The sequence below is a fragment of the Thiohalophilus thiocyanatoxydans genome, from assembly GCF_004366735.1.
Classification (GTDB): domain Bacteria; phylum Pseudomonadota; class Gammaproteobacteria; order UBA6429; family Thiohalophilaceae; genus Thiohalophilus; species Thiohalophilus thiocyanatoxydans.
The window spans coordinates 25,246-51,581 of the sequence record NZ_SOQX01000006.1; the positions used below are offsets into that span (position 1 = coordinate 25,246).

Annotated in this window: 27 protein-coding genes; 18 read left to right on the top strand and 9 right to left on the bottom strand. The window is 57.7% G+C overall.

Going from position 1 to position 26,336, the window contains the following annotated elements:
• The first annotated feature begins 95 nt into the window (after window positions 1-95).
• Window positions 96-695: a recombination mediator RecR gene (recR, locus tag EDC23_RS10655; protein WP_134084379.1), complete on the top strand. Its 600-nt coding sequence runs from the start codon at window positions 96-98 to the stop codon at window positions 693-695.
• Between the two features lie 245 nt (window positions 696-940).
• Here recR and rsgA read toward each other — a convergent pair whose 3' ends face one another.
• From rsgA to EDC23_RS10675, 4 genes are read right to left on the bottom strand one after another with little or no spacing between them, the layout of a single operon-like run.
• Window positions 941-1,873 (bottom strand): small ribosomal subunit biogenesis GTPase RsgA, encoded by a 933-nt coding sequence (gene rsgA / locus EDC23_RS10660; RefSeq protein WP_166668840.1) that lies wholly within the window; start codon window positions 1,871-1,873, stop codon window positions 941-943.
• A 33-nt stretch (window positions 1,874-1,906) separates the two neighbouring features.
• Window positions 1,907-2,236: a 4a-hydroxytetrahydrobiopterin dehydratase gene (locus EDC23_RS10665; protein WP_134084383.1), complete on the bottom strand. Its 330-nt coding sequence runs from the start codon at window positions 2,234-2,236 to the stop codon at window positions 1,907-1,909.
• A 4-nt stretch (window positions 2,237-2,240) separates the two neighbouring features.
• The gene (locus tag EDC23_RS10670; RefSeq protein WP_134084385.1) at window positions 2,241-2,555 is read right to left on the bottom strand and encodes a cytochrome c family protein; all 315 of its coding nucleotides are present in this window, start codon (window positions 2,553-2,555) and stop codon (window positions 2,241-2,243) included.
• Between the two features lie 34 nt (window positions 2,556-2,589).
• Window positions 2,590-3,834: a M48 family metallopeptidase gene (locus EDC23_RS10675; RefSeq protein WP_134084387.1), complete on the bottom strand. Its 1,245-nt coding sequence runs from the start codon at window positions 3,832-3,834 to the stop codon at window positions 2,590-2,592.
• Window positions 3,835-3,917: 83 nt separating this feature from the next.
• Here EDC23_RS10675 and orn point away from each other — a divergent pair, with 83 nt between their 5' ends.
• The 8 genes from orn to EDC23_RS10710 all read left to right on the top strand — a co-directional run bounded on the left by orn (window position 3,918) and on the right by EDC23_RS10710 (window position 12,356).
• Entirely contained in the window at window positions 3,918-4,481 is a 564-nt protein-coding gene (gene orn / locus EDC23_RS10680; protein WP_134084389.1) for an oligoribonuclease, read from the top strand.
• A 268-nt stretch (window positions 4,482-4,749) separates the two neighbouring features.
• The gene (locus EDC23_RS14150) at window positions 4,750-4,890 is read left to right on the top strand and encodes a hypothetical protein (protein WP_166668841.1); all 141 of its coding nucleotides are present in this window, start codon (window positions 4,750-4,752) and stop codon (window positions 4,888-4,890) included.
• Window positions 4,887-5,618: an RNA polymerase sigma factor FliA gene (locus EDC23_RS10685; protein WP_134084391.1), complete on the top strand. Its 732-nt coding sequence runs from the start codon at window positions 4,887-4,889 to the stop codon at window positions 5,616-5,618. The genes EDC23_RS14150 and EDC23_RS10685 overlap by 4 nt, the downstream gene beginning before the upstream one ends.
• A 457-nt stretch (window positions 5,619-6,075) precedes the next feature.
• The gene (locus EDC23_RS10690) at window positions 6,076-7,062 is read left to right on the top strand and encodes a DUF2157 domain-containing protein (RefSeq protein ID WP_134084393.1); all 987 of its coding nucleotides are present in this window, start codon (window positions 6,076-6,078) and stop codon (window positions 7,060-7,062) included.
• Window positions 7,062-8,135 carry a DUF4401 domain-containing protein gene (locus tag EDC23_RS10695; RefSeq protein WP_134084395.1) on the top strand — a complete coding sequence of 358 codons (1,074 nt, stop codon included), beginning with the start codon at window positions 7,062-7,064 and terminating at the stop codon, window positions 8,133-8,135. The genes EDC23_RS10690 and EDC23_RS10695 overlap by 1 nt, the downstream gene beginning before the upstream one ends.
• Window positions 8,119-8,652 (top strand): GDYXXLXY domain-containing protein, encoded by a 534-nt coding sequence (locus EDC23_RS10700; protein WP_134084397.1) that lies wholly within the window; start codon window positions 8,119-8,121, stop codon window positions 8,650-8,652. The genes EDC23_RS10695 and EDC23_RS10700 overlap by 17 nt, the downstream gene beginning before the upstream one ends.
• A gap of 364 nt (window positions 8,653-9,016) precedes the next feature.
• A complete protein-coding gene (locus EDC23_RS10705; RefSeq protein ID WP_134084399.1) occupies window positions 9,017-11,932 on the top strand; it encodes a bifunctional diguanylate cyclase/phosphodiesterase in 2,916 nt (971 codons plus the stop codon).
• A gap of 100 nt (window positions 11,933-12,032) precedes the next feature.
• Complete coding sequence (locus EDC23_RS10710; protein WP_134084401.1) at window positions 12,033-12,356, top strand: PilZ domain-containing protein; 324 nt, start codon at window positions 12,033-12,035, stop codon at window positions 12,354-12,356.
• Between the two features lie 53 nt (window positions 12,357-12,409).
• On the opposite strand, the gene EDC23_RS10715 is transcribed toward EDC23_RS10710, so the two are convergent.
• The 3 genes from EDC23_RS10715 to amrB form a co-directional block, all read right to left on the bottom strand.
• The gene (locus EDC23_RS10715; RefSeq protein WP_134084403.1) at window positions 12,410-12,910 is read right to left on the bottom strand and encodes a hypothetical protein; all 501 of its coding nucleotides are present in this window, start codon (window positions 12,908-12,910) and stop codon (window positions 12,410-12,412) included.
• 83 nt (window positions 12,911-12,993) lie between these two features.
• Complete coding sequence (gene amrA, locus EDC23_RS10720; RefSeq protein WP_134084405.1) at window positions 12,994-13,545, bottom strand: AmmeMemoRadiSam system protein A; 552 nt, start codon at window positions 13,543-13,545, stop codon at window positions 12,994-12,996.
• A complete protein-coding gene (gene amrB, locus EDC23_RS10725) occupies window positions 13,545-14,342 on the bottom strand; it encodes an AmmeMemoRadiSam system protein B (RefSeq protein ID WP_134084407.1) in 798 nt (265 codons plus the stop codon). Before amrB ends, amrA begins: the two co-directional genes overlap by 1 nt.
• Before the next feature lie 80 nt (window positions 14,343-14,422).
• Between amrB and EDC23_RS10730 the strand changes: the two genes are divergently transcribed.
• From EDC23_RS10730 to EDC23_RS10765, 8 genes are all read left to right on the top strand, one after another.
• Window positions 14,423-15,208 carry a DUF481 domain-containing protein gene (locus tag EDC23_RS10730; RefSeq protein ID WP_134084409.1) on the top strand — a complete coding sequence of 262 codons (786 nt, stop codon included), beginning with the start codon at window positions 14,423-14,425 and terminating at the stop codon, window positions 15,206-15,208.
• 40 nt (window positions 15,209-15,248) lie between these two features.
• Complete coding sequence (mog, locus tag EDC23_RS10735) at window positions 15,249-15,800, top strand: molybdopterin adenylyltransferase (protein WP_134084411.1); 552 nt, start codon at window positions 15,249-15,251, stop codon at window positions 15,798-15,800.
• A gap of 49 nt (window positions 15,801-15,849) precedes the next feature.
• A complete protein-coding gene (prmB, locus tag EDC23_RS10740; protein ID WP_208321360.1) occupies window positions 15,850-16,734 on the top strand; it encodes a 50S ribosomal protein L3 N(5)-glutamine methyltransferase in 885 nt (294 codons plus the stop codon).
• A gap of 372 nt (window positions 16,735-17,106) precedes the next feature.
• Window positions 17,107-18,492 carry an oxygen-independent coproporphyrinogen III oxidase gene (gene hemN / locus EDC23_RS10745; protein ID WP_134084664.1) on the top strand — a complete coding sequence of 462 codons (1,386 nt, stop codon included), beginning with the start codon at window positions 17,107-17,109 and terminating at the stop codon, window positions 18,490-18,492.
• A gap of 240 nt (window positions 18,493-18,732) precedes the next feature.
• Window positions 18,733-19,833, top strand: coding sequence for a chorismate synthase (gene aroC / locus EDC23_RS10750; protein WP_134084413.1), 1,101 nt, complete (start codon window positions 18,733-18,735; stop codon window positions 19,831-19,833).
• A 217-nt stretch (window positions 19,834-20,050) separates the two neighbouring features.
• Entirely contained in the window at window positions 20,051-21,217 is a 1,167-nt protein-coding gene (locus tag EDC23_RS10755) for an MFS transporter (RefSeq protein WP_134084415.1), read from the top strand.
• 76 nt (window positions 21,218-21,293) lie between these two features.
• A complete protein-coding gene (locus EDC23_RS10760) occupies window positions 21,294-22,658 on the top strand; it encodes an FAD-dependent oxidoreductase (protein WP_134084417.1) in 1,365 nt (454 codons plus the stop codon).
• Between the two features lie 69 nt (window positions 22,659-22,727).
• Complete coding sequence (locus EDC23_RS10765) at window positions 22,728-23,486, top strand: DUF3050 domain-containing protein (RefSeq protein WP_208321352.1); 759 nt, start codon at window positions 22,728-22,730, stop codon at window positions 23,484-23,486.
• Here the strand turns inward: EDC23_RS10765 and EDC23_RS10770 are convergent.
• Both EDC23_RS10770 and EDC23_RS10775 read right to left on the bottom strand, forming a co-directional pair.
• Window positions 23,477-23,821 (bottom strand): BON domain-containing protein, encoded by a 345-nt coding sequence (locus tag EDC23_RS10770; RefSeq protein ID WP_134084419.1) that lies wholly within the window; start codon window positions 23,819-23,821, stop codon window positions 23,477-23,479. The two genes, EDC23_RS10765 and EDC23_RS10770, sit on opposite strands and share 10 nt — an antisense overlap.
• A 34-nt stretch (window positions 23,822-23,855) precedes the next feature.
• The gene (locus tag EDC23_RS10775) at window positions 23,856-24,740 is read right to left on the bottom strand and encodes a LysR family transcriptional regulator (protein ID WP_134084421.1); all 885 of its coding nucleotides are present in this window, start codon (window positions 24,738-24,740) and stop codon (window positions 23,856-23,858) included.
• Window positions 24,741-24,835: 95 nt separating this feature from the next.
• On the opposite strand from EDC23_RS10775, the gene leuC reads away from it, so the two are divergent.
• Entirely contained in the window at window positions 24,836-26,245 is a 1,410-nt protein-coding gene (leuC, locus tag EDC23_RS10780) for a 3-isopropylmalate dehydratase large subunit (RefSeq protein WP_134084423.1), read from the top strand.
• The last annotated feature ends 91 nt before the right edge of the window (window positions 26,246-26,336 follow it).

The window sequence follows — 26,336 nt, forward strand, 5'->3', positions numbered from 1 at the left end:
GTCTGGGCGGCACAAGCACTGAATAACTCAGAACTTTACCCTTCCGATTCTTTGCGCCTTTGCGGCTCTGCGAGAATTATTCAGGATAATTTTTCATGTCCTTTAGTCCCCTGATCAACCAGCTCATCGAGGCGCTGCGCTGTCTGCCCGGCGTGGGGCCGAAGTCGGCGCAACGCATGGCGTTTTATCTGCTGGATCGGGAGCGCGAGGGGGGACGTCACCTGGCGAACACGCTGCTGGAGGCAATCGAGAAGGTCGGCCATTGCGAGCAGTGCCGGAATCTGAGCGAGACGCCGGTGTGCCAGTTGTGTGCCAGCGACAGCCGGGATCGCAGCCTGTTATGTATCGTTGAAACACCGGCCGATGTGCACGCCATTGCCCAGGCGACCGAATACAAGGGATTGTTTTTCGTGCTGATGGGGCACCTGTCGCCGCTGGACGGCATCGGGCCGCTGGATATCGGTCTGGACAAACTGGGTGAACGGCTGGACAGCGGCGAGATCAGCGAGGTGATCCTGGCCACCAACGCTACGGTTGAAGGTGAAGCCACCGCCCACTACATTGCCGAGATGGCGGCCCGGCGCGAGGGGATCAACGTCTCGCGCATCGCCCAGGGCGTGCCCATGGGCGGGGAGCTGGAGTATGTCAATAGCAGTACCCTGTCCAGAGCGTTTCTGGAGCGCCATCGACTCTAAATAAGTGTTCCGAATACCAGATCATTTTGTTCAAAAGATTGTTTCGCGAAGTTTATGCCCCACAGGGGTGCTCGCAATGACCAAAAATAGAGAGGTCATTGCGAGGAACAACGTGACGAAGCAATCTCTCTGTACTGGTATTCGGAACATCTATTTAGGTCAGATGACCGAATACGTTTGCTGAAATCGTTTTTACATTCTGTTTATTTCTCTGCGATCTCAGTGCTCTCTGTGGTAATTATTATTCAATAGTTCTCCTGCTCCACCGACTCCAGCAGCTTCAGGTAACTGTCATAACGTTGCGCACTGATACGGTGACCGACCTGTTCGCGCACGGCACAGCCGGGCTCGCTGCGATGCAGGCAGTTGCGGAATTTGCACTGTTCGCGATAGTCGTTGAACTCCCGAAAGCCGAGTGCCACTTCATCGGCCCGGATCTGCCACAGGCCGAATTCGCGAATCCCCGGTGAGTCGATGATCGTACCGTCGTGATCCGGCAGATGATAGAGCATCGCGGTGGTGGTGGTGTGGGTGCCCTTGTTGGTGGCGTCGGAGACATCCCCGACCCGGGCATCGACGCCCGGTAGCAAGCCGTTGATCAGCGATGACTTGCCGACCCCGGACTGGCCGACCACGATACTGCTGCGCTCGCGCAATACCGGCCGAAGCCGGTCGAGTCCGTGCGCCAGATCGGCGCTGACGGGGATCACCGGATAACCGATCTGCGTGTAGATATCCAGACGCTGCATCAGCGTCTCGCGCGCTGTCTCGTCCAGCAGATCGGTTTTGTTCAGCACGATAACCGGCATCATCCGGCTCAGTTCGGCGGCTACCAGATAGCGATCGATCAAGGCCTCCTTGAAGGCGGGGCGGGGGGCAATGACGATCAGCAGTTGATCGATATTGGCAGCGATGATTCGGGGTTTGCCCCGGCTGTCGGGCCGGGAGAGGGCCGAGTGGCGCGGCAGGCGCCGGGTCACGACCGTATCGCGTTCACCGATCTCCAGCGTTACCCGGTCGCCGGTGACCAGCGGGCCGGCGTTTTTACGGCAGTGACACTCGTGCTGCCGGCCGTCGTCGGTTTCGACACGCAGGCGTGCCCCGTAATTGGCAATGACGGTAGCGCTGCGTTGTGAACCGGTCATGTCCACGGCGGGGCGATCGCCTCCGGAACCCATCGCCCCTGTCATGGCCGGTTAATGACGCGGTGCTCAGTCAAACAGGGCATCGACCCGGGCGGCGCAGATAAAATCATTTTCAGACAGTCCCCCGACCGAGTGGGTGGTGAAGGTGATCTGACAACGATTATAACTGACTTCGAGATCCGGGTGATGGTCCTGTTGATTGGCGATCCAGGCCACGGCGTTGACGAACTCGATGGTCTGGTAAAAGTTCTTGAACTTGAATTCCCGCGTCAGGGTCTGTTCGGCCTCATTCAATGCCCAGTCGCTGATCGCCTTGTGCAGTTCCGCGGCCTGTTGCTTGTCCAGCGGGGGACTGCCCTTGGGCAGAGACTGGCATGCTTTGTCGGCGAGTCCCATAACGTTACTCCTCGAACTTGTAAAAGTTCTGGTTGAGATAGGTGACCACATCCTCGATTTGATTTTCCGGCCAGGAGACGCCCAGGCTGGTCTTGCAGCGGCGGACCTGCTTGTACAGGGCGGCCAGCGATTCGATACGTCGATTCTCGCGGGTGTAGATGCCGGTGCCGTCGTGGCCGTATATGCCGTCTTTCATCGCCGCGTGACACTGGATGCAGTTTTCCTGATGCAGCTCCCGCCCCTGTTCGGGATCACCGGCCCAGGCTGTGGCGGCTAACAGGAAAAGAAACAGACCGGTTATGGCGTTGTGTCGCAACATTGGAGTTAACCTCGTGCGTTGTGCAGACATGGACTTAACTCAGTTTACTCGACAAATGGGCAATGCGCACGGGGGCCGGCGGATGTGAATCATGAAAGGCCGAATAAACCGGGTCAGGCGTGAGGGTACTGGCATTTTCCTTGTATAACTTGACCAGCGCCTCAATCAATGTCCCGGCGTCACTCTGCTCGGCGGCAAAGTCGTCGGCCTCGAATTCGTGTTTGCGGCTGAAGGCGGCCATCAACGGTTGCAGATAGAGGCTGAAGACCGGCATTACCAGCATGAACAGCAGCAGGGCGATATAGGTCGACGGCTGCGACACGCCCAGACCGTGATAGAAGGGCGGATAATCCAGCAGCCAGGCGAGCAGCGCCAGGCCGACCAGGCTCATAACGGCGACCACGCCGATCCGTTTTTGAATATGCCGGCGCTTGAAGTGACCCAGTTCGTGGGCCAGGACCGCTTCCACTTCATCGGGCGTCAGCGACTTGAGCAGGGTGTCAAAAAAGACGATGCGCTTGTTGTCGCCCAGCCCGGTGAAATAGGCATTGCCGTGGCTGGAGCGGCGCGAACCGTCCATGATAAAGATGCCGTTGCTGCGAAAACCACAACGTGCCAGCAGCTTTTCGATCCGCTCGCGCAGCGCGCCGTCATCCAGCGGTGAAAACTTGTTGAACAGCGGAGCGATAAACGCGGGATAGGCCCACATCATCAGCAGGCTGAAGCCCATCCAGATGGCCCAGACATACAGCCACCACCACGGCGAGGCATCCTGCATCAGCCAGAGGATCAGCCACAGCAGCGGCCCGCCGATGAGCACGGCAAGCAGCATGTTCCTGGCAAAGTCGGCGACAAACAGTTTGCCGGTCATGCGGTTGAAGCCGAAGCGCTCTTCCAGGCGAAAGGTACGATAAAGACTGAGGGGAATATCCAGCAGGGTACTGATCAGCATGAAACTGAAGATGACCGCCAGGCCCGTGAGGATCGGCGACAGGGACATGGCGCGCCAGAACTGGTCCAGCAGGTTCAGTCCGCCGCCCAGGGTCCAGATCAACAGCAGGGCAGTGCCCAGCAGCAATTCGACTTTCCCAAAGCGCAGTTTGGCCAGGGTGTAATCGGCGGCCTGTTGATGGGCCTCCAGGGAAATATGATCGCGGAACGCGGCGGGTACCGCGTCACGGTGTTGACGGACAAAGCGGTATTGCCGCTGTCCCAGCCACAGCTGCAGGGCGAGCGACAGCACCACCGCCAGCAGAAAAATGATTGTCACCGTATTCATCATGGAATTCCCTGTTAGAGCACAGCACCGCAGACTAGCCTCTGATAGAATGGATGGCAAGTCACGCGCGATGGAAACTGTTTATGGCACAAGATAACAATAACCTGATCTGGATCGATCTGGAAATGACCGGGCTGGATACCTTCAATGACATGATCATCGAGATTGCCACCGTGGTCACCGACAATCAGCTCAACATTCTGGCCGAAGGGCCGATGCTGGCCATCCACCAGAGTGATCAGATCCTGGCCAGGATGGACGAATGGAACACCCGCCAGCACGGTCAGTCGGGCCTGGTGGAGCGGGTGCGTAACAGCACGGTCGACGAGGCCGAGGCGGAGACCCGCACGCTGGAGTTCTTGCGTGAGTACGTGCCGCCCGGCATCTCGCCCATGTGCGGTAACAGTATCTGCCAGGATCGCCGTTTTCTGGCCCGCTGCATGCCCCGGCTGGAAGCGTACTTTCATTACCGTAATCTCGATGTCAGCACCCTGAAGGAGCTCGCCAACCGCTGGGCGCCGTCGATCAGCGGCGGGCTCAACAAAGCCTCCAGCCACCTGGCGCTGGATGATATTCGCGACTCCATCAACGAGTTGCGCTATTACCGCGAGCATCTGTTCAAGTCTTTCCCGGCCAGCGGAGCCTGATCTGCCGTGAGCGTGGCGGGGCTGACGTGCTTCTGACACCAATTATATAGGGTAAGAATATAGCGTACCCCACCGCCGCGGAGGGTGACGTTGATACACATGTTTTCAGTGCGTGTTACAAGGCCGCGCGAAGTGTGATTTTGGTCACAATATTGGTGTATTATTCGCCTTTGGCAGCAGGCTGGGTGAAACGGGCCTTACTGCCGGACTTTTGTGTAATATGCTGTATAGACTGGCGCAATCGGGACGTTGACGGGAAATTACCCAAGTGATGGAGCGACTTCTGGATGTAACGCGTGGCGCCACGGGATGCGCCGCCACCGGCGAACCGGGGATCATGCCGATCCACCTGGCGTGCGCGTTTATCGAACGGTTTGCAGGTAGCAACCAGGCGGAGGTCATGGGGTGAGTGGTATCGCCATCTATGCCGCCAACCGGCCCAGGTTGCACGAAGACCTGGTCGAACAGCATGCGCCGCTGGTCAAGCGCATTGCCTGTCACCTGATTAACCGGCTGCCCGCCAGCGTGCAGCTGGAAGATCTGATCCAGGCCGGCATGATCGGTCTGCTCGAAGCCTCCCGCAATTACGACAAAACCCAGGGCGCCAGTTTCGAAACCTACGCCGGCATCCGCATTCGCGGCTCGATGCTGGATGAAATCCGCAAAAATGACTGGGCGCCGCGCTCGGTGCATCGCAAGGCGCGCATGGTGGCCGAGGCGGTGCGCGAGATCGAAAACGATCGCGGCCGCGATGCACGTGATGTGGAAATCGCCGAATCGCTGGAAATGTCACTGGAGGATTATTATAAAATCCTGCAGGACAACAGTTACCACAAAGTGTTGAGTTTTGAGGACATGGGCACGGGCGAAGATTCGATGCTCGACAACATGTCCGACAATACCCCGGGGATTGTCGACGGTCTGCAGAACGAGGATGTGCAGCGGGTCGTCTCCGAGGCAATCGCCAGCCTGCCGGAGCGCGAGCGGCTGGTGATGGCGTTGTATTACGATGAGGAACTCAACCTGCGCGAGATCGGCGCGATCATGGGGGTGAGTGAGTCGCGGGTAAGTCAGATCCACAGTCAGGCGGTGATTCGTTTGCAGGCGAGGATGGCGAGTCGGTTCAAGGATGCTTGAGATGGCTGATTGAGCGGATTTGGATGATTATTTGCAGGCCCCGGCAGGGGCCTGTTGCATTTTGGCGGGTTGAATACGGTTTGTTCCTTTCCAGATACGGGATAACCCGTAGACAGTATGTTTGTTAATGACTGAACACCTTGTACAGTGTTATCCCGGTTTATAACCATTTGAAGGATTTTGCTGTGAAGGACGGTTGTTGTACCGGGAGATCCTCAGTTTTATCCGCGGTTGGATCTTTTGTCTAGCGCAGTGTTCTCGATAAGTGGTGAATATGCTGTACCTGGTGACGTTTTATGGTGAGTGAACTTGATCCCGCTTATCTCGATGCGCTTTCTGGCAGGTGAAGTATCACAGTGCGTTTGGTCCATTGTAATTAACGGACTGGTTATTAGATCGCCAATAGCTTGCCGGATTTCGTTTTTGTCTTTTGGATGAATTGACCTATACTCGGGTCATGATTTCGAATCATCACCGGATTGTCAGGTTTGTCGAGCAGGGATACATTCCATCGGAGAAGATGGATCAGGCACTGACGATCAGTGGTGTCTATCCCGATGCCGCTGCCTGGCGTTCGTTTATTAATCACCTGTTGTTATGGCTCGGCGGTTTGGCACTGGCGTTTGCGGTGCTGTTTTTTGTCGCCTATAACTGGTCGGAGCTGGGTCGGTTGTTCCGGTTTGCGCTGGTGGAAGTGTTGATCGTCGCCGCGATCATTGTCTACTGGAAACTGGGCACCGGACGCATGGCCGGCAAGGTGGCGTTGCTGGGCGGGACGATTTGTCTGGGCGTGTTACTCGCCCTGTATGGCCAGACATATCAGACCGGGGCGGATCCGTGGCAGTTGTTTTTTAACTGGGCACTGCTGATTCTGCCCTGGGTAGTAATCGGGCGCTTTGCACCGTTGTGGCTGGTATGGCTGGCGTTGATCAATATCAGCATCAGTTTGTATTTCCGAGCGTTTCCCAATGCTTTTGATCTGATCGGGATCGTACCCTGGAACAGCGGGGTGTACTGGGTGCTGTTTTTGTTTAACACGCTGGCACTGACGCTCTGGGAGCTGGCCGCCCGGCGCTGGTCGTTTATGGCACAGCGCTGGGCGATTCGGCTGGTGGCGCTGGGCAGTGGTTACGCGGTGACCTGGCTGGCGTTGATCAGCATCCTGGCAAACGGGATGAGCGATCGCGCCGGCCTGTTGAGCGGGCTGATCTGGTTACTCTGGCTGGCGGGTATGGGTTGGGTCTATCGCTACCGGATTCGGGATCTGTTCATGCTGACCGGTTGCTGTTTGTCGGCGATTGTGGTGATGACGACGTTACTGGCGCGCTATATGCTCGAAGGTGATCCGGTGGGCGCCTTTCTGTTGCTGGCGCTGATGGTGATGGGCGCCGGCAGCGGTTCACTGGTCTGGCTCAAGCGTTTGCACCGGGAGTGGCAGGCATAATGCGCCAGGAAACCCTCTGGACAAAGCTGGTCGAGGCGGGGATTGTCGAGGGGCCGGCGCCGATCGAGGAAGGCGGGGAGTCGCCCTGGTATATGCGTGTGCTGACCGGCTTCTCCGGCTGGCTGGCGGCGTTGTTCCTGCTCGGTTTTGTCGGCTCGGCGTTTGTCTGGGCGATTGATAACGCCACGCTGTCACTGGCCGTGGGGGCCGTCATGATCCTGGCGGCGTATACGATCCTGCGCCATGCGCAAAACGAATTTGTGGAGCACCTGGCGCTGGCTTTGAGTCTGGCGGGGCAGGCGCTGCTGTTCTGGGGTATCTTTCGACTTAACAGTCCGGGCTGGTCGGCGTCCACCTGGTTGTGGATCGCGTTGCTGGAGATGGCGTTGACCTGGTGGATGCCCAGCTTTGTGCACCGGGTCTTTTCCGCATTTGTCGCGGCGACGGCGTTATCGGCGGCCTTTGCATTGATGCATGTACCCTATGTCATGGACAGTGTCTTGCTGCTGGTCATGGCCTGGATCTGGCTGAATCTGTTTCGCTATCCGCAATACCTGGCCCGCTGGCGTGCCGTCGGTTACGGGCTCGTGCTGGCATTGATTCCGTTGAAGGGTTCGGTATTGTTTCAGGCCAGCGGTACGGGCTGGCGGGCACAGCCTTTTCAGGTCGAGTCATGGCTGCAGCCGTGGATGGCTGAACTGTTGACCGTGGCGGTGGTGCTCTATGTGGTGTGGTGCTTGCTGCAACGTTATCAACACGATACCGGCGACCGTTTCAGTTTGCTGGTTCTGGCCGCGACCCTGTTATTTGCGTTGCTCTCGCTGGAAGCGCCGGGACTGGCGACGGCCCTGGTGATCCTGTTACTGGGGTTTGCCGTGGGTAACCGTGTGTTGCTGGGGCTGGGGATCGCTGCGCTGCTGTTCTTTGTCTCCGCTTATTATTATTTGCTGGATATTACCTTGCTGGCCAAGGCGGGCCATCTGCTGGTTATCGGGGTGACGTCGCTGTTGCTGCGCTGGCTGGCCGTGCATTACCTGTTTGCGAGGGAGGTGGCTGGTGTCCCTCAACGTTAAGGTGGCGCTGTTGACCCTGGTTGCAGCGCTGGCACTGGTGAACGGGGCGATCTATGACAAGGAGCAACACCTGGCCCACGGACAGGTGGTCTATCTGGAGCTGGCGCCGGTCGATCCACGCTCGTTGATGCAGGGTGATTACATGGCGCTGCGTTTTCAACTGGCTCAGGCCGTTCGCAAGGCCCTGCCCAAGAGAAAACCTGATCAGGCGCGGCCCTGGCGTGAGACGGTCGCGGCGAGCGATGGCCATGTGGTGGTCGGGCTGGATGCGCACAACGTGGCCAGTTTTCGGAAGCTGTATGACGGGCAATCCCTGGCGGAGGATGAAATCCTGTTGCATTACCGGGTGCGCCACGGCCGGGTGAAGTTTGCCACCAATGCGTTTTATTTTCAGGAAGGCCACGCTGAGATGTATCAACCGGCCCGCTACGGTCGTTTTCGGGTCGACGATCAGGGAGAAGTGCTGCTGGTCGATCTGCATGATGAACAGCTCGATCCATTAGGTCGGCCGGATTAACCGATGTTTTGAATCCTGTCACAGGTATGTGGACGCGTTGGATCGACAAGGAGTTATTCACCGCGTATTTCGGAAAGCACGGCGGCTGTGGCCGGAGTCAAATTGCCCGTATATGTGAAACATCTGCCTGGCTATTCTGGTGTGGTGTCCATCACGCTTTATTGCCGTAAATATGTGAACCAGTTCTCATTTCGTCGGCCGCCATGAGGATGTATGTGGTTTTTCTTATTAAGGTTTTCAATTGTATACCGATATCCTTATCAATATTTGAAGACTGATGCCGGCCGTTTGTCCGCCTTGGGAAATAATTAAATCACAGAAAGGATTCCATGTTTGTCATTGTTGAACAGTCCGGGGCGCTATCTTGAAGCCGGCCATACTGGGACTGCGGGGTCGGCTGTTGTTGCTGGTTTTGCTGGCGGTGATCCCGGCCTTTGTATTGATTGGTTACACGGCCTATCAGCAACGCCAGCAGGTGGCAGCCGAAGTCGATGAGCAGGTCCTGAGCATCGTACGGAGCGCGGCCCGCGAGCAGCGTCAGCTGATCAGCACGACCCGCCAGTTGCTGATGAGTATGGCGCAACTGCCGGCGGTTGTGCCGAACAGTTCGCGCGTGCATGTGTGCAGTGACATTCTGAGTATGCTGCGCAAACCCAATCCTTATTACACCAATTTCGGCGTTGCCAGGCCCGACGGTGAGTTGTTCTGCAGTGCGTTGCCGATGCACAAAGCGGTGAATATTACCGACCGCAGCTATTTTCAGCGTGCCCTGGAGAGCCGGGATCTGGGCATCGGCGAGTACCAGATCGGACGTCTTACCGAGGAGCCGGCGATCAATTTCGGCTATCCGGTGACTAATGTGGATGGGGAGATCGTCTCGGTGGTGTTTGCGGCACTGAATCTCTCCTGGCTGGAGGAGATGATTAGCAATGTGGAACTGCCGGACGGCGCCAGTCTGATGGTGATCGATAATCTCGGCACCTTGCTGGCGCGTTATCCGGAGACCGGCAGGGCGGGAGAGTCCGTTCGTGGCGAGGCGGTATTTCAGGCTGTTAAACGACGGGACAGCGAGACAGCGCTGACTCTGCAGAACAAGGCGGGCGAGTCGGTTCTCTATGCTGTTTCCCCGTTGCACTACAGTACTTCGGGTCGCATCTATATCAGTATCGGCATTCCTGCCGAGATGGCGTTTGCCGGTGTCAATCAGTATCTCTATAACAGCGCCAGGTTACTGCTGCTGGTAGTGCTGCTGGTATTCGCGGCGGCCTGGTTCGGCGGCGATATTCTGGTATTACGGCGTATTCGCGCACTGAAAAGCGCCGCGGAGAAACTGGCGGCCGGCGACATGTCCGCGCGCAGCGGCCTGCCGCGCGGCTCGGAGGAACTGGGCCAGCTGGCAGCGACCTTTGATGATATGGCCGGTACGCTGCAACGGACCGACCGGGCGTTGCGTACGCTCAGCGCGGGTAACCATGCGGTGGTGCGTGCAACCGACGAGGCGGGCCTGCTGCGCGCCCTGTGCGACAATATCGTGACCTCAGGCGGCTATCAGTCTGCCTGGGTAGGCTATCGTGATGAGCAAAACCCCCGACAGGTACAGCTCAGGGTACTGGCACCGCAGGAAGACGGTGTGCCGGCCGACGAACAGGATCCCCTTGATCTGCTTGGCTCGATAGAACAGGACGATAATCCCGTACGCAGTGTAATTGAGCAGGGTGAACCCTTTGTCTGTCGGGAACTGGGTCACGATCCCCGCATGACGCCGTGGCGTGTCATGGCCGAAGACCTCCGGATTAATGCACTCGTATTGTTTCCGCTGCAGGTTAATCACCGAATCATCGGCATTCTCGGAATCAGCTCATCCGATCCCGATGCATTTGATACGAACGAAATATCTCTGCTGGAAGAGGCGGCCGAGGATCTGGCCTACGGCATTCGTACCCTGCGCATGTCGGTGGCGCATGAACAGGCTCATGCGACTATTTCTCATATGGCTTATTATGACTCTTTGACCGACTTGCCCAACCATTCCCTGTTCGATGAGCATTTGCAGACTCGTATAGACAAGGCGCAGCCTACTATTTTGCTGTTTATTGATCTGGATCGTTTTCGCGAAGTCAACGAGGCAATCGGCTTTCATCGCGGTGATTCACTGTTGCGCGATGTTGGTGAGCGTATCAATTATTTCCTGCCAGCGGAGATGCTTCTGGCACGCATGCGTGGTAATGAGTTTGCGGTGTTGGTGCCGGGTGAGAAGGCAGGCGTGGTGGAGAAGACGATTCGGGACATCCTCGCCGCGCTGGATAAGCCCTTTAATGTTAATGATCTAACCCTGGACGTCAGTGTGACTATCGGTGTGGTCCGCTATCCTGAACACGGTAGCGAAGTACCGGTGCTGATCCGTCGGGCGGAAACGGCGGTACGCCAGGCACGCAATGCCAGTGAAAGTGTTGCCGAATACAAGCCGGAGGATGAAGAACTGGGCCAGCGTCGTCTGTCTCTGGCTACCCAGTTGCGCTACGCCATCGAACAGAATGAGCTTGTGTTGCATTACCATCCGAAGATCGATCTGCCCACTGAAAAACTGTGCGGGGTCGAGGCATTGGTGCGCTGGGATCATCCCCGCGAGGGCATGATCCCGCCGAATCAGTTTATCCCCCTGGCCGAGGAGACGGGGCTGATCAAGCCGTTGACCGACTGGGTACTCAAAGCCGCCATGTGTCAGTCGACCACCTGGCGCTGGAATAATCTTCGGCTGCCTATCTCGGTCAATCTCTCCGCTCGCAATCTGTATGATCGCCACCTGGTCGAGAAAATCGAGCACATGCTGTCTGTCTGCGATACCGACGTCAGTCTGATCAACCTGGAGTTGACCGAAAGCGCCCTGATGATAAACCCGGACAAATCCATCGAGACACTCCACAAGTTACACGAGCGAGGCTTCTCACTGTTTATCGATGATTTCGGCACCGGTTATTCCTCCCTGAGTTATTTGCAAAAAATGGCGGTTTCCGTGCTTAAAATTGACAAGAGCTTTGTCCAGGCGATGCTTTCCGGTCCCGACTCGTTGACCATCGTCAGCTCCACCATTGCCATGGCCCATGACCTGGGACTGAAAGTGGTGGCCGAAGGGGTGGAAAACGAAGCAACCTGGAACCGGCTGAAAACGCTGGATTGCGATGTGGCGCAGGGCTATTACATCACCCGGCCATTGCCACTGGCCGAATTCGAGGCCTGGCTGGACGAATCGGCCTATAGTACCGGTTTCCGCCGGAGTTGATAGCGCCATTCTGTCTGTCTTGATTCATCCTCCGTGGCCTGCTACATATAAACTCTATTAATAATAAAACAGGCATAACAGCGTTTACGGGGTTGCGGGCATGCCACAAGCTGAACTGAACTACCACGAACGGCGGGATAAATACCGCCTGCCGTTGAATCGCCAGGTACGATTGAGCTCACCAACCCGGGGTGTGCTTCGAGTGGAGGGGGTGGATTATTCCCCGTCGGGGATCGCCGTCTCCTGCCCGACGCCATTACCCGTTGGGGAACAGATTGCCGTCTGTTTTCCGGTCGGCCGCACCCGGCAGACTGAACTGGAAGTACAGGGCGAAGTGGTTCACTACTACCGAAAAGATGGTGATTTTGTCCTGGGTATCCGGTTTCTCGAATGGCTGGAACCGCCCACTCACGCCGGTTTTTAAATCCGAATGTCAATACGGCTCTTTGCCGAACGGACGATCCTGTTAAACGTGTTTCAGCCGGCAAGACACGGTGGCTTGCCTGACGTGGGTGCTGCCAGCGAGGCATGGACCGCGGCGGGTTCGCTGGAGATAAAAATCGCGGCTTGAAATTGTTCGGCGCGTGCCACATTCAGAATCACTTCTTCATAAAGCCAGTAGATTAACCCGCTTTCCTCCACCCGGTAACGCCACTGGTAACGCGCCTGTATCCAGGGCTCCCGCAGGCTGTCGAGCGTCTGCCAGGTTGTATCGTCGGTATAAGCCAGATACCGATCATCAATATGAAAGCGATCGATCTGCAGCGTGTGATCCGCCAGCCTCCGGTATTGCAATCGGTTACCCAGTCGATCATCGCCGTGACAATCAATCACAATATTATCTGAGCCAAGTGTCTGTGCTGACGATCGTTCGAGTGGGTAGCGATCCGGCAGGGCTGCCCGTCGCTGTACATCAGCTTCACTGCGCTCGCCCTTGTCCCATTGCCTGAAAATAATCTGCAGTAGTAACTGATTCATCGGTGTTTGGTTATTCCGCGGGAATTTTATTATGCCAATCGAATCACTGAGCTGTCATGCAATAGATGATTGAAATATGTCGATTATTTGATCTCATCGACCGTATAGCGCGAAACTTTCAGGGTGTCGGACCAGTAGTCGGCCGGCAGGCCGGCCTTGCGTTTAAGATGTTGCAGGAACTGTTCGGGTTGGGGCAGGCTTTCCCAGACGGAGGGCAGGAAGGTTCCCCGGTGCCCTCGATCCTCGAGTATCAGCCCATCGACCTGCGGACGCAGCTGTTTGAGCAGATCGGCCTCACTTGTAAATTGCAGGGGTTCGGCCGGATTGAGCAGGGAAATATGGTATTCAAGATCCGGGAATTCATCGGTGCTTAACGGCGCAAAACGAGGATCGCGAAAAGCCGCGGCAAAGGCGTTTTCAGCCACATCGATCACCAGGGGGCGATGCGCTTCGAGACTGCCGATACAGCCGCGCAACTGCCGATTTAACATCAGCGTGACAAAACTGGCGCCCGGCTGTTGTAACGACGCGTCATAGTCGCCGGGCTCGACGGTTAAAGGCCGGCCATGTTGCAGGCCGTATTGAATGGACTGGCGGGCAATGGCCAGTAACTGTTGGCGCTGGTTATCGTCCATCACTGGATAAGATACGCCCCGTAACCGACCACCTGATCCCGGGGACCGCCGGTATCGCCGGAGTTGCGCTGATCCACCGTGGTGGCCTGCAGGCCGTGTTCACGGGCGAACTGCAACAGCCCGTTGACCGGATTGCGACCGCAGGCATCACCATAGCCGATGGCATCGGGCTGCAAGGCTTCGATGGCTTTTGAGGTTGCGCTGTCGAGCCGTTGTGCGGTGGCATAATCATGGTAATGGCTGAGATCGGAACTGATGACGATCAGGGTCTGCTCATCCCAGAATTGTTCAATGACCTCATCCACCTCATGGGGATCGGCTTCACCCACGACTAACGGGATCAGGACAAAGTCATCCAGCACCATTTGTAAAAACGGTAACTGCACTTCCAGGCTGTGTTCCATTGCGTGGGCCTGATCCGCGCATGTCACCTGTGGTAAAGTTTCCAGCCGTTCGATGGCGGCGCGATCCAGCGGAATCTGGCCCAGGGGTGTGAGAAAATGGCTGGCGCTGCTGGTGGCCAGTCCACGCAGCGGCACCCGGTGTGAGGGGCCGAGCAACAGCACCCGCTTGAACCGGGAGTGGGCGGGCTGAATCCGGGCGTAAGCGCTGGCGGCCACCGGACCGGAATAGACGTACCCGGCATGTGGGGCGATGATGGCCCGTGGCACCGGTTCATCGCCACCGAGTTTGGCCCGGGCCTGCTGCAGATACGTTTCGAGCATCGGGCGCAGCCGCTCGGGCTCGGCGGGATAAAACATCCCGGCTACGGCGGGTTGGCGAGTGTGGGGGTTCATAGTCTCACCATAGAGTCACGCTGACAGGGTTTCAAGATAACCCTGTGTCAAAAGCGGAAAATAATCAAGGCAGGAAAAATATGTTTTCAAGAGGTCTCGCACGATACAACTACAGCCTGGTCGGGTTACTGATGGTGTGGGGAACCGCGCCACTGATGGCGGCAGAGGAGGACGAGCAGTCCGGGGCAGAGCAGAGCCCGCCCGCCGAGGAGGCAACCCCGGCTCCGGACAGGTGGGATGGTGCGGCTGAACTGGGCTTTATCATGAACCGGGGTAATACCGAGAGCGAGACGCTGAATGCCCAGTTCCGGGTGGAAAATACCCGCCCCAAATGGTTACACCGGGCGGAACTCAAGGTGTTGCAAGTCTCCGAGCAGGAGACCACCACCGCGGAGAGTTATCAACTGTCGGGACGCTCCGAATATTCACTGGACGAAAACGATTACCTGTTCGGCACTCTGCGCTACGAGGATGATCGGTTTGCCGGCTACGATCGGCGCACGACCGAAGTCGTCGGTTACGGGCACCAGTTTCTCAAACGGGAAGATATGACGCTTAAAGGTGAGTTCGGTGCGGGTGCCAGACAGACCAAAAATACCGACGGCAGCAGTGACAGTGAAGGCATCGTCCGCGTTGGTCTCGATTATCAATGGGCAATCACCGAGACGAGCTCTTTCAGTGAAACCATTTATGTGGAACACGGTGATCACAACACCTATACGGAGTCGGTAACCGCCGTGACCGCGAAAATCAATAACAGCCTGGCGATGAAGGTAAGCTACACCATCAAGGACAACAGCGAACCACAGCCCGGTTTCGAGAGTACAGATACCCGTACCGCCATCACATTGGTGTATGATTTTTAAGTGTCCCGGCACAAGCCGTCAATAAAGAGTTGAAGCAAGCATGACAGACAACGTTCGTATCGGCATCGTGACTGTCTCCGACCGCGCCAGTCGGGGCGAATACGACGATCAGGGGGGACCGGCTATCCGCGAATGGCTGGACAAGGCCTTGACCAATGAGTGGGAAGCGGTGTCGCGGCTGGTTCCCGATGAGCAGGATCAGGTTGAGGCGGCGCTGAAAGAGCTGGCGGATGAACAGCAGTGTTGTCTGATCGTCACCACCGGCGGCACCGGTCCGGCGCGGCGCGATATTACTCCCGAAGCCACCGAAGCGGTATGCGACAAGGTGCTCGACGGTTTTGGCGAACAGATGCGCGCGGTCTCCCTGCAATATGTCCCCACCGCGATTTTGTCACGCCAGATGGCTGGGATCCGGGGAAAGAGTCTGTTGATCAACCTGCCGGGCAAACCGTCAGCGATAGCCGATTGCCTGGATGCGGTGTTTCCGGCGGTGCCGTATTGCATCGATCTGATCGAGGGGCCGTATCTGGAAACCCGCGATGAGGCGGTCAAGGCGTTTCGTCCCAAACATGCAAAAAAGCCGGCCGACTGAGGCGATGGAAAAAACCGATATCCATCGCGCATTGGCCCCGGCCGCCGATATGCGCGAATTGATCCTGCAAACCGAGTCTCTGCTTGATGCGAGCGGAATCTATTTCGGTCACGGCACCGACAATGCGCTGGACGAGGCCGCCTATCTGGTGTCCTACAGCCTGGGATTGGCGCCGGATTTCACCGATCAGGATCTGCAACGTCAGGCCAGTGACGAACAGAAACAGCAACTGGCCGATCTGTTATGGCAACGGATCCGCACACGCAAGCCTGCTGCCTATCTGACCCATGAAGCGTGGTTTGCCGGCCTCAAATTTTATGTGGATGAACGGGTGTTGATTCCCCGGTCACCTTTCGCGGAGCTGATTGCCGATCAATTTGAGCCCTGGGTGGATGCTTCGAAGGTGCAGCATGCGCTGGATTTGTGCACCGGCGGGGGCTGTATTGCCATCGCCATGGCCGAAGCCCTGCCGCAGGCCCGGATCGATGCCAGTGATCTCTCCGCCGGGGCGCTGGCGGTGGCCCGGATCAATGTCGATCAATACGCTTTGGCGGATCGGATCGAACTGATCGAATCGGATCTGTTCGCCGGGCTGGGTGAGCGGCGTTACGATCTGATCGTCAGCAACCCCCCCTATGTGGATGCCGACGACATGGCCGCACTGCCCGAGGAGTACCGGCACGAACCGGCCATGGGCCTGGCTGCCGGGACGCAGGGACTCGATTTTGTCCTGCCCATGTTGCGCGAGGCGCCCCGGCATCTGAATCCGGGCGGAGTGTTGATCGTGGAAGTGGGCAACAGCGCCGAGGCGCTGGCCGATTTGCTGCCCGGGGTGCCGTTTACCTGGCTGGAATTCGAGTTCGGCGGCCACGGCGTATTCCTGCTCACCGCCGAACAACTGAGCGCGGCTTCGGAGGCGATCCTGGCGGTGTAGACAAAGAAAACCCAACGCAGAGGCGCAGAGAAAACATAATTATTTCAGGCATCTCTGAACGGGGTCATTCCGGCGATTGTACCCGTCAGCCGATACGAAGAATGTCAGGTAGCGCTGCGCGCAACCTGACCTGCTCGCTTCGCTGCTTGACCAGCAGGGCCGGGCGACGACGAATGAGGAAAAGCCTTTAACCACGAAGACCCGAAGCCACGAAGGTTTGATGGATTTGAAACTTCGTGTTCTTCGTGCCTTCGTGGTGAGTTTCTTATCCCTGATTTGAGAGGGTCCGCGATCATGGTATGAGCCGGATTTGATCCAGATCATAGTCCGCAGCCGCCAAAAATGGCGATAATACCGACAATTTCCTGGGGGATGGCTATGCATGAGCTGGAATTCGACAAGGACCTGATCCGCCGCTACGACAAGGCGGGACCGCGCTATACCTCCTATCCGACGGCGGTGCAGTTTCATGACGGCTTCGGACCGGACGAATATCGCCGTCAGGCGGCGCTGAGCAATCAGCAAGGCCGGCCGCTGTCGCTCTATTTTCATCTGCCGTTTTGCAACACGGTCTGTTTCTATTGCGCCTGCAGCAAGATCATCACCGCCAACCGGCGCCGCGCCAATCCGTATCTGCAGCGACTGCATCGCGAAATCGAATTGCAGAGTGAACTGTTCGATACCACGCGTCCGGTCGATCAGTTGCACTGGGGCGGCGGCACGCCGACCTTCATCAGCCATGACGAAATGCGCGAGCTGATGGCCAAAACCCGTGAACATTTCCAGTTGCTGGATGACGATACGGGTGAGTATTCCATCGAGATCGATCCGCGCGAAGCCGATCGTGAAACCATCGCCCTGTTGCGCGAACTGGGTTTCAACCGCATCAGCCTGGGTGTGCAGGACTTCGATCCGGCGGTGCAAAAAGCGGTCAACCGCATTCAGTCCGAAGCGCAGATCGCCGAAGTCCTGGAGGCCGTACGGGAGTACGGGTTCCGTTCCACCAGTTTTGATCTGATCTACGGGCTGCCGCTGCAGAGTGTTGACAGTTTCAGCCGTACCCTGGACAAGGTTGTGGCCCTGGGGCCGGAGCGCCTGTCGATTTTCAACTATGCCCATCTGCCCGATCTGTTCAAGTCGCAACGCCAGATCAACGCCGAGGATTTGCCCGGTCCTGACGAGAAACTGGCGATCCTCAAGTATTCCATCGAGAAATTAACCGAGGCGGGCTACGTTTATATCGGCATGGATCACTTTGCCAAGCCCGATGATGAACTCGCCGTGGCCCAGCGCAACGGCACCCTGTATCGCAATTTCCAGGGCTACTCCACCCACGCCGACTGCGATCTGATCGCCATGGGCATGACCGCCATCGGCAAGGTGGCCGACAGCTACAGCCAGAACGTCAAGACCGTGGAGGAATACTATCAGTGCATCGATCAGGACCAGCTGCCGATCTTTCGCGGCCTGACGCTGGATGCCGACGATTTACTGCGCCGGGAAATCATCAATCAGCTGATTTGCCATTTCACGCTCTCTTTTCCCGTGGTGGAGGCGGCTTTTGGTATCCGCGTGGCGGAATATTTCGCCACCGAACTGGAGGAGCTGGCGACGCTGCAGGAGGATGGTCTGCTGCAACTCGACGAGCGGGGCATCACCGTGCTGAGTGCCGGTAAGCTGCTGATCCGCAACATCTGCATGGTGTTCGACAAATACCTGCGCCAGCAACAGACCCGGCGCTATTCCAAGGTCATCTAAACAATTCGACTCTCGCAAAGACGTTTATGCCCGTTGTTTGGGTGCAGAGCCCGCCAAGTAGCTGAATCTATTACTTGGCGAGCTCTGCGTCTCTGCGAGAGATAATTTGCATTCTTCCCGTCCCAGGGGGGCGTCCAACATTGTCCAATCCGGCTGACTCCGTGCCGGCTTCTTCATCTGTCCCGCGCCGCCGAGTTCCATTACAATGGGTACACTTGACCCCATTGGAATGCGCGAAAAATGTCCGGTAACAGTTTCGGCAAGTTATTCACCCTCACCAGCTTTGGCGAGAGCCACGGGCCGGCCATCGGCTGCGTGGTCGACGGCTGCCCGCCCGGGCTGGCGTTGAGCGAGGCGGATCTGCAGCGGGATCTGGACCGGCGCAAACCGGGCAAGACCCGGCATACCACCCAGCGTCGCGAGGCGGACGCGGTGCAGATCCTCTCCGGGGTGTTCGAGGGCCATACCACCGGAACACCAATCGGGTTGATTATTCATAACACCGATCAACGCTCGAAAGACTATTCCGAGATCATGCACCAGTTTCGCCCGGGGCATGCCGATTACACCTATCAGCAGAAATACGGGATGCGCGACTATCGTGGCGGGGGACGCTCCTCGGCCCGCGAGACCGCCATGCGTGTGGCGGCCGGCGCGATCGCCAAAAAATATCTGCACGAAAAGCTGGGAATCCGGATCCGCGGCTACATGAGTCAGCTCGGGCCGATCAGGGCCGAAGCTTTTGACTGGGACGCGGTGGAAGCCAATCCGTTTTTCTTTCCCGATGCCGCCAGGGTCGGGGAGCTGGAAGAGTATATGGACGCGTTGCGCAAATCCGGGGACTCCATTGGTGCGCGCATCAACGTGGTGGCCGACGGGGTACCGCCGGGACTGGGTGAGCCGATTTTCGATCGCCTGGATGCGGACCTGGCACATGCACTGATGAGCATCAACGCGGTCAAGGGCGTGGAAATCGGCGCCGGTTTCGCCGCGGTGGAGCAAAAGGGCACCGAGCACCGGGATGAAATGACGCCGAAAGGGTTTTTAAGCAATCAGGCCGGCGGGGTTCTCGGCGGCATCTCCAGCGGTCAGCAGATTATGGCCAGTCTGGCCCTCAAACCGACCTCCAGTCTGCGCCTGCCGGGCAAGGGCATCGACACCGACGGTAATCCCATCGAGGTGATTACTAAAGGACGCCACGATCCCTGTGTCGGTATTCGAGCCACCCCCATTGCCGAAGCGATGATGGCGATTGTGCTGATGGATCATCTGTTGCGCCATCGTGCCCAGAACATGGACGTGCACTCCAGCACGCCGGTGATCCCGCCCGCCGCCCGCTAACGGTGGTCGGGATCGTGGGACAATCCGGATTGATACTGCCTGCCCCGGGTGACACAGCACGGGAACCACGGAACACACCGAAAACACTGAGCTTCTTTTATTTCAGAAATTGCTTTCGGTGCAACCGGTATATTCAGTGGTTAAACGCCAGCCCCTGTTTGTGGGCATTGATGGCCTGTTTAATCTGTCTTCCCGAACACGGGGCTGAGGCGTGACCGTGTCGTCCAAAGCGCCGTACTGGCGGTTATCCGCGTTTTACCTGTTTTATTTCGCCAGCCTGGGTGCGCTGGTGCCGTACTGGGGGCTGTACCTCAAGTCACTGGGCTATGAGGCGGCCGCGATCGGGACGATTATGGGACTGGTCATGGCGACCAAGATCGTCTCGCCCAATATCTGGGGCTGGATTGCCGATCACACCGGCAAGCGCATGGCGATTGTGCAACTTGGCAGCCTGCTGGCGTTACTCACGTTCACCGGTGTCTATGTCTCATCGGATTTCTGGTGGCTGGTTCTGGTGATGGCGGTGTTCAGTTTCTTCTGGAACGCGGCGCTGCCCCAGTTCGAGGCGACAACGTTCAATCATCTGGTCGGTCAGGTGCATCGTTACAGCTCCATTCGCCTGTGGGGCTCGGTTGGTTTTATTGTCACGGTCTGGGTGATCGGCTCTACCCTCGAGGGTGAAGCGATTCGCTGGTTACCCCATGTGCTGCTGTTCCTGTTTGCCGGGATCTGGCTCAGCAGTGTCGTGGTGCCGGAAGACGCGGCCGGCCACATGCCGCTGGATCATCAGCCGTTGCGTCAGGTACTGGCCAAACCGGCGGTCGCGGGCCTGTTGATCGCCTGTTTTTTGATGCAGGCCAGCCACGGTCCTTACTACACCTTCTATTCCATTTATCTGGAAGAGGCGGGCTACTCACTGAACAAGATCGGTTTGCTCTGGGCGCTCGGTGTGCTGGCGGAAGTGGCGGTGTTTCTGGTGATGCACCGCATGGTGCCCCGGTTTGGCCTGCGCTGGTTACTCATGCTCAGTCTGTTGCTGGCGACCTTGCGCTGGGTGCTGATTGGACTGTTTCCGCAGTGGGTCGGGATCATGATATTTGCCCAGCTGCTGCATGCGGCCACTTTCGGTATCTACCATGCCGCGGCAATTCAGATGATTCATCTGTTTTTCAGCGGTCGCCATCAGGGCAAGGGGCAGGCGTTATACAGCAGTCTCAGTTTTGGTGCCGGCGGCGCGGCCGGCAGTTTCTATAGCGGTTACCTCTATGATCTGGGCGGGCCGGTGGTGATGTACAGTCTGGCCGCAGCGCTGAGCCTGATCGGCATGCTGGTGATTTACATATTTGTTTACCCTCCCGCCGATGAATCCATTGCGGTAAAATAGACATCCCGCGCCGGCAGCTGATAAACCAGGTTCACGGCTTTATAAACCCCGACAGGTAAAAGGTGTTAATCCCCCGATGTTAACCCAGGCGAGAACCCATGATGGGCCCACCCATGATGTGCTGATTATCGGCGGCGGTATATCCGGCGCCGCGTTGTTATATACACTGGCGCGTTATACCGATCTCGGCAAGCTCTGTTTACTGGAAAAGCACGACACTATCGCCGATCTCAATTCCCATGGCCGTAACAACAGTCAGACCCTGCATTGCGGCGATATCGAAACCAACTACAGTTTGGAGAAAGCGGTCAACGTGAAGGCGACCGCGCGCATGGTGGTCAACTACTGCGAGCGGGTATCGGAAAAAGAGAGTCTGATCTTCAAATATCCCAAAATGGTACTGGGAGTGGGGTCCAAAGAGTGTGCCGAATTGCGCGAACGTTATGCCCGGTTTCATGAACACTTCCCCGGGATGCGTCTGCTGGAAAAGGATGAGATCGCCGAAATTGAACCGCGCGTGATACAACAGCGTGGTGATGAGGAGATCGTGGCGCTGGCGGTACTGGATGAGTACAGCGCCGTCGATTTCCATGCCCTGTCCAACAGCTTTATTTATCAGGCCCGCCAGGAGCGCAACAAACGGATCGATGTCCATCTTTCCACCTATGTAAAGGAAATTCGCCGGCATGACGATCACTTCGAGGTCATCAGCAGTCGCGGTACCTATCGGGCAAGGTTCGTGGTGGTCTCCGCCGGCGCACACAGCCTGTTATATGCCCAGCGCCTGGGTTACGGGCTGAACTACTCCTGCCTGCCGGTGGCGGGAAGTTTCTATTACACACCGAGGGTACTCAACGGCAAGGTTTATACGCTACAGAACGAGAAGCTGCCGTTTGCCGCGATTCACGGGGATCCCGATGTGTTAATCCCGGAGAAAACCCGCTTCGGTCCGACGGCATTGGTGTTGCCGCTGCTGGAACGCCATAATCTGCGCACGGTCGGTGAGTTTCTGCGGGTCTTTCGTCCCGACTGGGGCGTAGCGAAAGTATTATGGGATCTGTTCCGGGTCTCGGATATTCGCAACTATATGTTCAAGAATCTCCTGTTTGAGATTCCTTTTGTCCGCCGGCTGTTGTTTTTACGCGATGCACGCAAGATTGTCCCGGATCTGACGCTCAAGGAACTTGAGTTTGCCAAAGGTGTCGGCGGGATACGACCGATCATGATCGACAAGCTGAATCGGAAGTTACAGCTCGGCGAGGCAAAGATTAACCCGGGCAACGGAATTATTTTCAACATGACGCCGTCGCCGGGCGCGACCAGTTGCCTGGGCAATGCCGAAAAGGATATGCGGATTATTGCCGATCACCTGAACTGCAAGGTTGATGAGGCGCGCTTTGCCGAGGAGATTTCAACACCGGATTCAACGACCTCAGACTGATTCATGTTCAGGGCCCTTCCTGTTTGTTTGAATCCGATATGCCAAAAATGATTTAACCGGGAGTTTACTATGCGTTCGAACGCCATTATGACATCGACGGCTGATATGGCATTACAGCTTGAAGACGCGCAGAAAAGACTTTGCGCGCACCCTCTCTATCGGGTTCTGGATGATCCGCGGGCATTGACTTTGTTCATGCAATATCACGTTTTTGCCGTCTGGGATTTTATGTCCTTGTTGAAGTCATTACAGCGAGGTCTGACCTGTCTGGAACTTCCCTGGCGGCCTGTTGATGGCTCGAAGGAAGTGACGCGGTTTATCAACGAGATTGTCCTGGGCGAAGAGAGCGATCTCGATCAGGATGGTAAAGCCTGTGATCATTTCACGCTTTATCTCAGGGCAATGGCCGAGGTAGGAGCGGATCCCACAGCCGTCAGGTCGTTTCTGGAAGATTTTGATTATAACGTCATTCCGAAGGGCGCAAGAGAGTTCGTAAAAATGAACCTGGCGCTCGCCGACAGCGGTGAGTTGCACAGAGTGGCTGCCGCGTTTTTCTACGGCCGGGAAAAATTGATCCCGGCAATGTTTGATAAAATTCTCGACGGATTGAAAGAGAAAAAGCAGGCGTGTCCCACGCTGGTCTATTACCTGGAGCGCCATATCGAACTGGATGGGGAAGAGCACTCGCATCTCGCACGACAGTGCCTGGAGAGCCTGTGCGCAGACGATCCGGCGTTACTCGATGAGGCCTATGAAACCGCGTTGCTGAGCCTCGAGTCGCGCAGCCGGCTGTGGGATGCCGTGCTCGAGCAGTATCGTCAATCCTGAATCAATCTGAGCCGGGTGTTGACCTGTTTTACGCCGGGCGTCTTGCGGCACAGGCGGATGATTTTTTGCCGGATTGTCTCATCACCCACCTCGCCGTTCAGGGTTACGACGCCTTCCGTGGTGTTGACTGTGATACGGCTGGCATTGATATCCGGATCCTTGATTAACTGGCGACGGATTGTCGCACTGATACGGGTATCGGAGGGTGTTGTTTCATTGTCGTTAAAACCGTATTCACTGCTGCCGTGGTGTCCCCCGGTGGCGGCGAGCGTACCGCAGGCGGCGAGCTGAATTGTCAGCAGCAGGGCGATCAGCAGGGGAGGGAGTCGAAACATGGCGTGGTACTCGGTGTTGGCGGGTCCGGCGAGTTTAACCCGGATCGGCGTTGTGTTGCAGCGAATCCAGCATGGCCGTGGCGGCGTTGCTCAGGGTGCGCCCGGCGTGCCAGACCACCCCCAGTTGTCGTTCAAGCTGTAATGGCGACCACTGCAGGGTTTGCAGTTCGTCATCGACCAGGGTTTGCGGCAGTACACTCCAGCCCAGACCGATGCTGACCATCATCTTGATGGTCTCCAGGTTGTTGGTGGCCAGCTTGACCCGGAGGAGGCCATCGGGGCAGGCCTGCGCAAAAGCCTGTTCCACCAGCTCGCGGGTGTAGGTGCCGCGCATGGGCAAAATCGCGGGGTAACCCAGCAAGGTCTCGGGCGTGGCGGAGCTGGCCCGGGCCAGTGGATGGTCGGTGCCAATCACGATGGCCAGCGGATCGCGCCAGATCGGCTGGAATCGGAGTTCCGCCGGGGGCACGAGAGGCAGGGTGACCACGCCCAGCTCGCAATCGCCATGCAACACCCCGTGACAGACCTGCTCCGATTCCATGAACTGCAGATCCAGCTCGACAGCGGGATACGCCGTTGTATAGCGGCGCAGGACGGCCGGCAAGCGGTGCAGGCCGATGTGGTGACTGGTGCCCATGCTCAATTGACCGGCAATCTGGCCGGAGAGGTTGCGAATGGCGCGGCGACTGTCCTCCCGATCCAGCAGCAGCTGGCGGGCCCGGGGCAGCAGCGCACGGCCCGCCTCGGTCAGTTGCACCTGATGGCCGATGCGGTCAAACAGCGGACTGCCCAGCTCCTCTTCCAGTCCCCCGATGCGCTTGCTGATGGCCGGCTGGGTGAGAAACAGCTGGCCGGCGGCGCGGGAGAAGGAGCGTTGCTCGGCCACGGCGATGAAAGCTTGAAGATGAGCAAATTCCATGAAATAAAGTTATAGATAATATGAAAATAATGAATTTGGGTAATAGTATAGAAGCAGGTTAAACTTTGTCCAATCCGGACACAGGAACAGGAATCATGAGCCCCAGGACCTTGTACGACAAATTGTGGGATCGGCATGTGGTGCGCGATAACGGTGACGGTACCGCGCTGCTCTATATTGATCGGCATCTGATTCACGAAGTGACCTCACCCCAGGCCTTCGAGGGCCTGCGCCTGGCCAACCGCCAGCCCTGGAGCGTGGGCGCCAATCTGGCCACGCCGGATCACAATGTGCCGACCACTGACCGCAGTCACGGTATTACCGATCCGGTTTCGCGCCTGCAGGTGGACACGCTGGATCAGAACTGTCAGACCTACCACATTACCGAATTTGCCATGGCCGATCCGCGCCAGGGTATCGTGCACGTGATTGGCCCGGAGCAGGGCGCGACCCTGCCGGGCATGACCGTGGTCTGCGGCGACAGTCATACCTCCACTCACGGCGCCTTTGGCGCACTGGCCTTCGGTATCGGCACCTCCGAGGTGGAGCACGTACTGGCCACCCAGACCCTGGGGCAGCAAAAATCCAAATCGATGCTGATCAGTGTGGACGGCAAGGCGCCGGCCGGGGTGACCGCCAAGGACATCGTGCTGGCGGTGATCGGCCGGATCGGTACCGCCGGCGGCACCGGTTACGCCATCGAATTCGGTGGCGAGGCGATCCGCGATCTCTCCATGGAAGGGCGCATGACCCTGTGCAACATGGCCATCGAGGCCGGGGCCCGCGCCGGCATGGTGGCGGTGGACGACAAGACCATCGACTATGTCAAAGGCCGGCCGTTTGCCCCGCAGGGTGCACTCTGGGAGCAGGCGGTCGCCGACTGGCAGGATCTGCACAGCGACGCCGATGCCGTATTCGACAAGGTGGTGCATCTGGATGCCACGACCCTGCAGCCCCAGGTCACCTGGGGCACCTCGCCGGAGATGGTGGTCGGCGTGAATCAGACGGTCCCGACCCCCGAGTCGTTCCCCGAGCCGGTCAGGCAGGAGGGCGCGCGTGCCGCGCTCAAATATATGGGACTGGAAGGCGGGATGCCGATTTGCGAGATCAAACTGGACAAGATCTTCATCGGCTCCTGCACCAATTCGCGCATCGAGGATCTGCGCGCCGCCGCCGCGGTCGTCAAAGGTCACAAGGTGGCCGGGAACATCACGCTGGCGATGGTGGTGCCGGGCTCCGGGCTGGTCAAACAGCAGGCCGAAGCCGAGGGGCTGGACAAGATCTTCCTCGAGGCCGGGTTTGAATGGCGCGAGCCGGGCTGTTCCATGTGTCTGGCGATGAACGCCGATCGCCTCGAGCCGGGCGAGCGCTGCGCCTCCACCTCGAACCGCAACTTCGAAGGCCGCCAGGGCCAGGGCGGGCGCACCCACCTGGTCAGCCCCGCCATGGCCGCCGCCGCCGCCATCGCCGGCCACTTCGTCGATATTCGAGAGCTTTCCTCATGATCGCAGAGGACGCGGAGGCGCAGAGTCGCAGAGGAAAACAATTTAATCATTCTCCGCGGCTCCGCGCCTCCGCGACCTCCGCGTTACTTTG

Coding starts and splice junctions, on each gene's coding strand:
- recR (WP_134084379.1), top strand. CDS start 96: ATGTCCTTTAGTCCCCTGATCAACCAGCTCATCGAGGCGCTGCGCTGT.
- rsgA (WP_166668840.1), bottom strand. CDS start 1,873: ATGGGTTCCGGAGGCGATCGCCCCGCCGTGGACATGACCGGTTCACAA.
- EDC23_RS10665 (WP_134084383.1), bottom strand. CDS start 2,236: ATGGGACTCGCCGACAAAGCATGCCAGTCTCTGCCCAAGGGCAGTCCC.
- EDC23_RS10670 (WP_134084385.1), bottom strand. CDS start 2,555: ATGTTGCGACACAACGCCATAACCGGTCTGTTTCTTTTCCTGTTAGCC.
- EDC23_RS10675 (WP_134084387.1), bottom strand. CDS start 3,834: ATGAATACGGTGACAATCATTTTTCTGCTGGCGGTGGTGCTGTCGCTC.
- orn (WP_134084389.1), top strand. CDS start 3,918: ATGGCACAAGATAACAATAACCTGATCTGGATCGATCTGGAAATGACC.
- EDC23_RS10690 (WP_134084393.1), top strand. CDS start 6,076: ATGATTTCGAATCATCACCGGATTGTCAGGTTTGTCGAGCAGGGATAC.
- EDC23_RS10695 (WP_134084395.1), top strand. CDS start 7,062: ATGCGCCAGGAAACCCTCTGGACAAAGCTGGTCGAGGCGGGGATTGTC.
- EDC23_RS10710 (WP_134084401.1), top strand. CDS start 12,033: ATGCCACAAGCTGAACTGAACTACCACGAACGGCGGGATAAATACCGC.
- EDC23_RS10715 (WP_134084403.1), bottom strand. CDS start 12,910: ATGAATCAGTTACTACTGCAGATTATTTTCAGGCAATGGGACAAGGGC.
- amrA (WP_134084405.1), bottom strand. CDS start 13,545: ATGGACGATAACCAGCGCCAACAGTTACTGGCCATTGCCCGCCAGTCC.
- amrB (WP_134084407.1), bottom strand. CDS start 14,342: ATGAACCCCCACACTCGCCAACCCGCCGTAGCCGGGATGTTTTATCCC.
- EDC23_RS10730 (WP_134084409.1), top strand. CDS start 14,423: ATGTTTTCAAGAGGTCTCGCACGATACAACTACAGCCTGGTCGGGTTA.
- mog (WP_134084411.1), top strand. CDS start 15,249: ATGACAGACAACGTTCGTATCGGCATCGTGACTGTCTCCGACCGCGCC.
- prmB (WP_208321360.1), top strand. CDS start 15,850: ATGCGCGAATTGATCCTGCAAACCGAGTCTCTGCTTGATGCGAGCGGA.
- hemN (WP_134084664.1), top strand. CDS start 17,107: ATGGCTATGCATGAGCTGGAATTCGACAAGGACCTGATCCGCCGCTAC.
- aroC (WP_134084413.1), top strand. CDS start 18,733: ATGTCCGGTAACAGTTTCGGCAAGTTATTCACCCTCACCAGCTTTGGC.
- EDC23_RS10760 (WP_134084417.1), top strand. CDS start 21,294: ATGTTAACCCAGGCGAGAACCCATGATGGGCCCACCCATGATGTGCTG.
- EDC23_RS10765 (WP_208321352.1), top strand. CDS start 22,728: ATGCGTTCGAACGCCATTATGACATCGACGGCTGATATGGCATTACAG.
- EDC23_RS10770 (WP_134084419.1), bottom strand. CDS start 23,821: ATGTTTCGACTCCCTCCCCTGCTGATCGCCCTGCTGCTGACAATTCAG.
- EDC23_RS10775 (WP_134084421.1), bottom strand. CDS start 24,740: ATGGAATTTGCTCATCTTCAAGCTTTCATCGCCGTGGCCGAGCAACGC.
- leuC (WP_134084423.1), top strand. CDS start 24,836: ATGAGCCCCAGGACCTTGTACGACAAATTGTGGGATCGGCATGTGGTG.